Below are 8,496 nucleotides of genomic sequence, written 5' to 3'. Positions count from 1 at the left end.
GGCCGCGCCCCGAGCGCGGACCGGGGCCTCTTCCGTGGGCGCACCGCACGCGCGGGACGGGAAACACGCCGAAGGGCCCGGTGCAATGCACCGGGCCCTTCGATCGAAGCGGTAGCGGAGGGATTTGAACCCTCGGTGAGTTTCCCCACACTCGCTTTCGAGGCGAGCTCCTTCGGCCGCTCGGACACGCTACCGAGAGAGAGCTTAGCGGAAACTGGCGCTGCGATGAAATCCGCATTCCCGCCGAGGTCAGCGGGGGTGTCAGCCGGGATGTCAGCGGGCTCGGAAGAAGGCCGTCAACTGCTCCGCGCACTCCGTGCCGAGCACCCCGTGGATCACCTCGGGACGGTGGTTCAGCCGCTGGTCCCGCACGAGGTCCCAGAGCGAACCCGCCGCCCCCGCCTTTTCGTCCACGGCCCCGAACACCACCCGCTCGACCCGCGACTGGACGAGTGCACCCGCGCACATCACGCACGGCTCCAGCGTCACGACCAGCGTGCAGCCGGTGAGCCGCCACTCTCCGGTCGTCGAGGCGGCCCGGCGCAGGGCGAGCACCTCGGCGTGTGCCGTGGGGTCACCGGTGGCCTCCCGCTCGTTGTGCGCGAGCGAGAGCACCGTGCCGTCCGGACCGAGCACGACCGCGCCCACCGGCACGTCACCGGCCGTCACGGCCGCGTCCGCCTCGGCGAGCGCGAGCCGCATGGCGTCCCGCCAGGGGTCCCGGACGGGGTCACGGACGGTGCCGTGGTCCGGGACGGGTCCCGAGTCGGCCACGGGGTCGGGCAGGGGTGCTGCGGGTGCCACTAGCGGACGGCCTCCAGGACCTCGGCGGCGCCCAGTGCCCCCGCGATCTCCGCGAGCGCGTCGCTCTCCAGGGCCAGCAGGTCTTCCGTGGACATGCCGAGGTCCGCCAGGATCAGCCGGTCGCCCACCGGGGCGGCCGGGACGGCCTCGGCGGCGACCGAGCCGATCTCGTCGTCCTCGTCGGCGTCGAACGGCTCCCCGTCCTCGGTGCCGTCCAGGTTCAGCGTCTCCAGCTCGTCGTCCAGGTCGTCACCGAGCAGCTCCCGGGTGAGCATCTCCCCGTACGAGGAGCGGGCGGCTGCGGCCCCGTCCGAGACGTAGATGCGGGGATCCTCCTCGCCCTCGATCCGGACGATCCCGAACCACGCGTCCTCCTGCTCGATGAAGGCGATCACCGTGTCGTCATCCGAGGCGCCACGGGCAAGATCGGCCAGATCCGACAGGGTCTCCACGTCATCGAGCTCCATGTCGCTCGCTTCCCACCCGTCTTCGGTGCGCGCGAGCAGTGCGGCGAAGTACACCTGACTCTCTCCCACTGATCAGAGGTGTGACGTTCTGGCGGCGCGCTCCTGATGCCTCGCCCCATCGGCATCGTGACAGAAAGGACGCCGTCAGGAGAGGTCTTCGGCTCTTGCGTCGTGCATCAGTCTGAACGACCCCGCGATCGGGCGGGCGTGCGACCCCGGCGCGCGATGGGGGCGCGTGACGGGAGGGCCGGCCGGGGCCCGGGGGCCACCGGGGGGAGGCGCACGGCCACGGGCAGGGTGCCCCCTGCACGGCTCACCAGCGGAAGGTCCGCATGCGCATGGCCTGGCGCATCCGGGCGGCCCGGGCGCGCCGCGGCTGCACCCGCTCGCGCAGCGCCTTGGCCTCGTTCAGCTCGCGCAGGAACTGGGCGCGGCGCCTGCGGCGCTCCGCGTCGGTCTCCACTGCCGGCGTGCGGGCCGCCCCCTCGGCGGCGTCCTCGGCCGGTCCTTCCAGGTCGGGCATCTGCCACACCACCCCATCGCTGGGTCCCCGTGCCCCCACTCTCCCCCAGCGTCCTGGGTCGACGCCAGTGCGGGGCGGGCTACTGTTGGGGCATGCGTCTCCACGTCGTCGACCACCCTCTGGTCGCCCACAAGCTCACCACCCTGCGCGACAAGCGCACGGACTCCGCCACCTTCCGCCGTCTCGCCGACGAGCTGGTCACCCTGCTCGCCTACGAGGCCACCAGGGACGTGCGGACCGAGCAGGTCGACATCGAGACCCCCGTCACGCCCACGACGGGCGTGAAGCTGTCGCACCCGCGTCCGCTGGTGGTCCCGATCCTGCGCGCCGGGCTCGGCATGCTCGACGGAATGGTCCGGCTGCTCCCGACGGCGGAGGTCGGCTTCCTGGGCATGATCCGCAACGAGGAGACGCTGGAGGCGTCGACCTACGCCACGCGGATGCCGGAGGACCTCTCGGGCCGCCAGGTGTACGTCCTGGACCCGATGCTGGCGACCGGTGGCACCCTGGTCGCCGCGATCCAGGAGCTCATCAAGCGCGGCGCCGACGACGTGACCGCCGTCGTGCTCCTCGCCGCCCCGGAGGGCGTCGAGGTCATGGAGCGCGAGCTCGCCGGCACGCCGGTGACCGTGGTGACGGCCTCGGTCGACGAGCGGCTCAACGAGAACGGCTACATCGTCCCGGGCCTGGGCGACGCCGGCGACCGGATGTACGGCTCGGCCGAGTAGGCCGGCCGGGGGCCGGTCCGGCCCTCAGCACTTCCCGGTCGGTACGGGCGCGGGCTTGGTCAGGGCGACCAGGGCCGCGTCCGCCGTCGTCTTCGGGGACAGCGTCTTGAAGGCGGTCCCGATGATCAGGTCCACGTCCGTCGTGGCCCGGGTGTCCGTCTTGGTCGTGGTACCCGGGAGCTGGGTTCCGAGGACCGCGAAGGCGCCCTTGGTGGCGGCCGGCGCGCCGAGGAGCAGTCCGGCGCCCGGGACCTTCTTGTCGTAGTCGGCGGGCGCGTTCCCGATCTTGCCGATGGTGAAGCCGCGCTTCTTGAGCTCGTCCGCGGTCGCCTTGGCCAGTCCGCTGCGCGGGGTCGCGTTGTAGACGTTGACCGTGATCTGCGCGGGTTTCGGGAGGGCGACGGGCGTGGGGGTGGCCGTGGGCGCGGGTTTGCAGTCGGTCTGCTTCCCGGCCGCCGCCTTCGTTCCCTCGTTGCCCGAGAAGACGTCGACGAGCTGGAGCGTCCCCCAGCCGGCCGCGCCGAGCACGACCACGGCGGACGCGGTCGCGAGGATGATCCTGCGCCGACGGTGGGGGCGGCGCATGCGGGGGTAGACGTCCCCCGTGATGCGGTACTTGCCGCCCATGCCGGGGGGAGTGAGCATGCTCATGGTCGCAGCGTAATGCCGCTCGCAGGCGATGCCTACTTGATGATCATGTGATCGCGTCCGGATGGCGGCGAACTGACCACGAAAGGGTCAGCGGCCCGGGGCCCCGGAGGGCCCGGGCGGTTCAGTCGAGTTCCAGGACCCGGGCGTGCAGCACCTGGCGCTGCTGGAGCGCCGCGCGGACGGCGCGGTGCAGTCCGTCCTCGAGGTAGAGGTCGCCCTGCCACTTCACGACGTGTGCGAAGAGGTCGCCGTAGAAGGTGGAGTCCTCGGCGAGCAGGGTCTCCAGGTCCAGCTGGCCCTTGGTGGTGACCAGCTGGTCGAGGCGGACCGGGCGCGGGGCGACGTCCGCCCACTGCCGGGTGCTTTCCCGGCCGTGGTCGGGATACGGCTTTCCGTTTCCGATGCGCTTGAAGATCACACGGAAAGCCTACCGGGCGAGCGGCTCCCGGCGCAGCCACGCAAGGCCGACGAGATGCCGTTACAGAACGCAACAAAAGGAAAAATCGGGGTGAATCCAGGAAAGCGGAGGAGTGTCCACCGGGTGGTGTGATGGCCGGAGGGCCAGGGCGGCGGCACGGCGGGAGCCGCCCCGACCCGCCGCCGAGCGGCGGCTCTCCGGACGCCGCCGGCCGGGGTGGAGCCGGCCGGGCCGGCGGTGTCCGGGGTGAAGCCGGTCGGCGTGACGGGAGGAGCGGGGGCTCCCCGTGCGGAGGGAGCCCCCGCTCGCCGAGCGGGCGGTGGGCGGAAGGACCCGGTTCCGGCCTTCCGGGCCCGGTCTTCCGGTCTCGGACTGCCGGGCCCGGTCGATCGCGCCCGGTGGGTGCCGGGAGGTCAGCCGCTCGGCCTCCGGGACCACCCGTGGGCGGAGGCGGTTACTCCGTCACCTCGTGGTGGTCGTCGTGCAGGCCGCCGCCGCTGCCCGCGTCGCCGGTGGTCGGGGTGGAGACGACCGGCTTGCGCAGGGAGGAGATGTCGTGGGCGTAGGTGCCCACGGCGTTGGCGATGACGTCGATGTTGACGTCGAAGGCCGTCATGTTGATGTTGCTGATGTCATCGCCCTTGGCGTGGTAGTTCACGTCGTACGCGACGCCGGCGGTGCCGCCGAACTTGGCTGCCTGGGCAGCGGTCTTGATGCCCTCGGCGCCGGTGAAGGTGCCGCCGGAGGGGATGCCGACCTCGATGAACGGGCCGTAGTCGGAGCGGCCGGTGAAGTCGGTGCCCTCGTGCGGGATCCCGCGCTTGTCCATGAAGTCGGTGATGGCGCGCTCCAGTTGGGCCGAGCCCTCGGGGCCGGGGCCGGCGCCGACGCCGTCCGAGTCGTCGCCGTCGTACACGAACAGGCCGTAGTTGGGCGAAGCGATCATGTCGAAGTTGAGGTAGAGCTTGATCTCGCCCTTGTCGAGCGGGGTGAGGGTGTTCACGTAGTGCTCGGAGCCGAGGAGGCCGAGCTCCTCGGCGGACCACCAGGCGAAGCGGACCTTGTTGCGGACCTTGTCCTTCGACTTGGCGAGCTCCAGTGCGGTCTGCAGGAGGCCGGCGGAGCCGGAGCCGTTGTCGTTGATGCCGGGGCCCGCGGTGACGGAGTCGAGGTGCGAGCCGAGCATCACGGTGTTGGCGGCGTTGCCGCCCCTGGTCTCCGCGATCACGTTGTTGGTGGAGCGGTTCTCCAGGAGCTGGCGGACCTCGAAGGAGAGCTCGACCGGGCCCGCGGCGAGGTCGGCGGCGAGCTGCTGGCCCTCGGCCAGGCTGAGGCCGGCGGTCGGGATCCGGCCGGAGTCCGCGGCGCCCAGGGTGCCGGAGAGGGTGCCGTCCACGTTGTTGTAGATCGCCGCGCCGACGGCACCGGCCGCAGCGGCGTTCTGCTGCTTGAGGGCGAAGGTGCAGCCGCCGCGCTTGATCAGCGCGATCTTGCCGGTGAAGTCGCCGGAGGCGAAGTCACCGGGCTCGCAGCCGGTGGTGCCGTCGGCGTCGACGGGCACGGCCGCCAGTTCGGCGGTGATGCCGCCGACCGGGGTGGACTTGGTGTACGTCATCGCCTTGACCTCGACGGTCCGGGGCGCGGGTGCGACCACGGCGGCCTTCTCGGCGAGCGTCTCGGTGTAGACGAAGTCGAACGTCTGGTAGTGGACGTCGTATCCGGCCTTCTTGAGCTGCGTGTAGACGTAGGCGGCCGAGGCGTCGTGCCCGAGCGTGCCGGCGGCGCGGTTCCCGCCGGCCGAGTCGGCTATCGCCTGGAACTTCAGCAGGTGCTTGTAGGCGTCCTGGGCGGTGGTTTCGCGGACCAGCTTCTTCGCCAACTTGGCGGCGTCGCGGGCGGGCGCTGCCGCGGGGTCCTGACCCGCGGTGGCGGGGGAGGCGAGGACCAGCGGGGTGGCGAGGGCGGCGGCGGCGAGGATGGCCGCGGCACGGCGCTGGGATGCGTTCACAGAAGTCCTTCCCGGTGCGGACGACGAGGTTGAAGGGGAAGCTAGCGATCGGAGGGGTGTTCTGTGAACACATCCGCCACGATTCCTGTCAGATCAAACAGGAATGAAATCTGGAATTATCAACTCCGTTTCCAGTGGGCGGATTTCGTCGCCTCCGCTCCCTGCGTGACCGTTTCTGCCGACTTCGCCTTCTGGACGTGCCCCCTCTCCCGGAGGTTCCCGTCCCCGAGGGTCCCGTCCCGGGGCGTGCTGCGGCCCGGGACGCACGGGCCGATCATCACCCGTCGGCGGGCCGTCCGCCCGGTGGGTTCACCCCTTGGTGGAGGGGGCGTGCGCCCTGCGGGGCGGGCTCAGGCGCGCAGGGCCAGCAGCTCCCGCACGCCGGCCTTGAGCCGAGCGGGCGCCAGCTCCTGCTCGACCGTCAGGTGGTGCATGACGTCCGGTGAGAACGGGGCGAGCAGCAGGTGGGCGAGGAGCGTGCTGTCGGAGCCCGGCCTGAGCCGGCCGATGAGCAGGGCCACGTGCGTGTGCATCACCCGGTACGCCCCGCTGTGGTAGCGGGTTCCGGGCGCGGCGGAGTGCGCGGCGAGCAGCAGTTCGCGCTGCTCGCCGACCCGGTCGACGAGGGCGTCGAGGAAGGCGTCGAGCCGCTCCGCGGGCGGGGCTCCCGGGCCCAGCGGGGGCGGGCCGCTCATGTACGCCTCCTGGAACCGGCGCTCACGGTCGTCGAGGAGCGCCCACAGGAGCTGCGAGACGTCGCCGAAGCGGCGGTAGACCGTGCCGACGCCGATGCCACTGGCGTGGGCGACCTGGTTCATGGTGACGGCGCGGGGGCCTTCTTCGGCGATGATCCGGGCGGCTGCGTCGAGGATCCTGCGGCGGTTCCGGGCCGCGTCGGCGCGCTCGGGGGCGGGGGCGTCCACGGTGGGGAGCAGCCCGTGCAAGGGCACCGCCGTCCGCTCACCGCCCCGTGGGTTCTCCGTGCTCATCTGCCGATCCCTCTCCTTCCGGCCCTACGCCAGCGAGAGGAAGAGCTTCTCCAGGCGCGCCCGCATGGCGTCGCGGTCCTCGCCGTCCTTGCGCCCGTCCTCGATGTCGGTCAGACACTGCTGGAGCCCGGTCGCGATGATGGCGAATCCGGCCCGGTCGAGGGCCCGGGAGGCGGCGGCCAACTGGGTCACGACCTCCTCGCAGTCGCGTCCCTCCTCGATCATCCGGATCACGCCGGAGATCTGTCCTTGTGCCCGGCGCAGCCGGTTCAACACCGACTTGAGCTCTGCGCCCGCGAGATCGAGTTCCACTGCCACTCCTCCACAGATACCCCACGGGGTAATTTACTCCCCGGCGCGGGGTCCCGTCGAAGACCAAGGATGACATCTGCGACACCGGATGCCCCGATCGGTCGCCAGGGGTGACGGGAGCGGGACTTGGGGTGACGGTCGGTGTCGTTGGCGTGACCGCCCCCCTCCGGCCGTGCCGCGGCCCTCGGTCCTGCCCGTGAGCTGCGGTGTCGCCTTCTGCGCGCCGACGGGCCGCCCTCGCGGCCCCCTCTTCCCCGCCCCGGGGCGGGCTCGGCCCGGGGGGTGTGCTCAGTCCGGGGCGTGCGGGCCCGGGGCAGGGGGCCGTGGCGAAGGTGGTCCGGGGTGGTCCGGATCAGTCCAGGGCCGGCCCCGTCTCGTCGATCGGGCGGATGACCACCGGACGGTTCGGGGAGCCGGCCGGGACCGGGCAGCGGGCCACCCGGGCGGCGATCTCCGTGACGCGGTCGAGGGGAGCGCAGTCGAGGACCCAGTAGCCGGCGAGGACCTCCTGCACCTCCGCGTACGGGCCGTCCGTGACGACCGGCCTCCCCTCGGCGTCCACGGTCACGAAACGGGTCGTGGAGGGGGCGGCGAGCCCTTGGCCGTCGAGCATCTCGCCGCTCGCGGTCAACTCCTCGCTGAGTGCATTCATGTAGGCGAACATCGCCGTCAGCTCCGCCCTGCTCCACGCGGGGCTCTGCGCGGAGCCGCGGCCCGCCATCGCCTCGTAGTCGACTTCCGCCCCCTGGACCATCACCAGGTACTTCATGACGTCCTCCTTGCCGGTCCGACAACTGCCGCGACCCTCGCGGCCACCTCCCACAGGAGAGGCGAAGTCGGGCCGCCGTCCTCGACGCCGCACGGAGGGAAACGGATGAAACCTTGTGAAACGCGCTAAAGGTCCATGATCTTCGACGTGAACGTATTCACCTTTTCCGCCGCCTTCATCACCTTCTTCTCCGTCGTCGGCCCGCCGAAGGTCCTCCTCGCCTTCGGCGAGCTCGCCCAGGTGCATCCCGTCAGTCAGCTGCGGACCATCGCGCTCATCTCCTCGGGCTCGGCCGTCCTGGTGGGCCTCCTCACCGGCATCACGGCCCCCTGGCTGCTCGACGTCTTCCACATCAGCACGCCCGCGCTCCAGCTCGCCGGCGGCGTCATCTTCTTCCTCTACGCCGTCGGCCTCGTCCTCGGCTACCACCTCGGTTCGGACGGCACCCACCAGGACGCCCCCGACCTGGCCAGCGGACTGCGCGAGCTGCTCATGCCGTACGTCGTGAGCCCGCTCGCCATGACCGCCGTGCTCATCGAAGCGGCGGCCCGCGACTCCTTCAGCTGGCGCTCGACGGTCGTCGGCGCGTACGTGGCCGTCATCGCCCTCGACCTGATCTGCGTGCTGCTCCTCGCCCGGCTCCTGCGCCGCACCCACCACGCCACGATCGAGCTCCTCGGCCGCCTCCTGGGCCTGCTGCTCGCCGCCGTCGGCGTCGATCTCGTCCTCGACGGCCTCGGTGACCTGGGCGTGCCCGGGCTCGACCGCTACTAGGCACAGGTCCCCCGGTCAGCGTGCGCAGCCGCCGAGCAGATCCGGGCCCGGCC

The 8,496-nt window shown here is 71.7% G+C and carries 11 protein-coding genes and 1 tRNA gene; 2 read left to right on the top strand and 10 right to left on the bottom strand.

The window, feature by feature from the left end; genetic code table 11:
- Positions 1 to 109: 109 nt before the first annotated feature.
- The 4 genes from ACFW22_RS32600 to ACFW22_RS32585 all read right to left on the bottom strand — a co-directional run bounded on the left by ACFW22_RS32600 (position 110) and on the right by ACFW22_RS32585 (position 1,794).
- Positions 110 to 194: transfer RNA gene (locus tag ACFW22_RS32600), tRNA-Ser, on the bottom strand.
- Between the two features lie 79 nt (positions 195 to 273).
- Positions 274 to 702 (bottom strand): tRNA adenosine(34) deaminase TadA, encoded by a 429-nt coding sequence (gene tadA / locus ACFW22_RS32595; RefSeq protein WP_386411711.1) that lies wholly within the window; start codon positions 700 to 702, stop codon positions 274 to 276.
- A gap of 101 nt (positions 703 to 803) precedes the next feature.
- Entirely contained in the window at positions 804 to 1,325 is a 522-nt protein-coding gene (locus tag ACFW22_RS32590; RefSeq protein WP_386411709.1) for a hypothetical protein, read from the bottom strand.
- 259 nt (positions 1,326 to 1,584) lie between these two features.
- Positions 1,585 to 1,794 carry a hypothetical protein gene (locus ACFW22_RS32585; protein ID WP_386411707.1) on the bottom strand — a complete coding sequence of 70 codons (210 nt, stop codon included), beginning with the start codon at positions 1,792 to 1,794 and terminating at the stop codon, positions 1,585 to 1,587.
- Positions 1,795 to 1,886: 92 nt separating this feature from the next.
- Here ACFW22_RS32585 and upp point away from each other — a divergent pair, with 92 nt between their 5' ends.
- A complete protein-coding gene (upp, locus tag ACFW22_RS32580; protein ID WP_017240523.1) occupies positions 1,887 to 2,522 on the top strand; it encodes a uracil phosphoribosyltransferase in 636 nt (211 codons plus the stop codon).
- A 24-nt stretch (positions 2,523 to 2,546) separates the two neighbouring features.
- Here upp and ACFW22_RS32575 read toward each other — a convergent pair whose 3' ends face one another.
- The 6 genes from ACFW22_RS32575 to ACFW22_RS32550 all read right to left on the bottom strand — a co-directional run bounded on the left by ACFW22_RS32575 (position 2,547) and on the right by ACFW22_RS32550 (position 7,669).
- The gene (locus ACFW22_RS32575) at positions 2,547 to 3,173 is read right to left on the bottom strand and encodes a LytR C-terminal domain-containing protein (RefSeq protein WP_386411705.1); all 627 of its coding nucleotides are present in this window, start codon (positions 3,171 to 3,173) and stop codon (positions 2,547 to 2,549) included.
- A 121-nt stretch (positions 3,174 to 3,294) separates the two neighbouring features.
- The gene (locus ACFW22_RS32570; RefSeq protein WP_030209440.1) at positions 3,295 to 3,591 is read right to left on the bottom strand and encodes a type II toxin-antitoxin system VapB family antitoxin; all 297 of its coding nucleotides are present in this window, start codon (positions 3,589 to 3,591) and stop codon (positions 3,295 to 3,297) included.
- A gap of 454 nt (positions 3,592 to 4,045) precedes the next feature.
- Positions 4,046 to 5,599 carry a M28 family metallopeptidase gene (locus ACFW22_RS32565; RefSeq protein ID WP_386411703.1) on the bottom strand — a complete coding sequence of 518 codons (1,554 nt, stop codon included), beginning with the start codon at positions 5,597 to 5,599 and terminating at the stop codon, positions 4,046 to 4,048.
- 350 nt (positions 5,600 to 5,949) lie between these two features.
- Positions 5,950 to 6,588, bottom strand: coding sequence for a TetR/AcrR family transcriptional regulator (locus ACFW22_RS32560; RefSeq protein ID WP_386411701.1), 639 nt, complete (start codon positions 6,586 to 6,588; stop codon positions 5,950 to 5,952).
- Positions 6,589 to 6,612: 24 nt separating this feature from the next.
- A complete protein-coding gene (locus ACFW22_RS32555; RefSeq protein WP_386411699.1) occupies positions 6,613 to 6,900 on the bottom strand; it encodes a metal-sensitive transcriptional regulator in 288 nt (95 codons plus the stop codon).
- Positions 6,901 to 7,252: 352 nt separating this feature from the next.
- On the bottom strand, positions 7,253 to 7,669 hold the full coding sequence (locus tag ACFW22_RS32550; protein ID WP_386411697.1) for a YciI family protein: 417 nt from the start codon (positions 7,667 to 7,669) through the stop codon (positions 7,253 to 7,255).
- A 147-nt stretch (positions 7,670 to 7,816) separates the two neighbouring features.
- Between ACFW22_RS32550 and ACFW22_RS32545 the strand changes: the two genes are divergently transcribed.
- A complete protein-coding gene (locus tag ACFW22_RS32545) occupies positions 7,817 to 8,443 on the top strand; it encodes a MarC family protein (RefSeq protein WP_386411695.1) in 627 nt (208 codons plus the stop codon).
- Positions 8,444 to 8,496 lie beyond the last annotated feature (53 nt).

The organism is Streptomyces sp. NPDC058872, from assembly GCF_042743065.1.
Taxonomy (GTDB): Bacteria; Actinomycetota; Actinomycetes; order Streptomycetales; family Streptomycetaceae; genus Streptomyces.
This window is presented reverse-complemented; position numbering and strand designations above follow the sequence as displayed.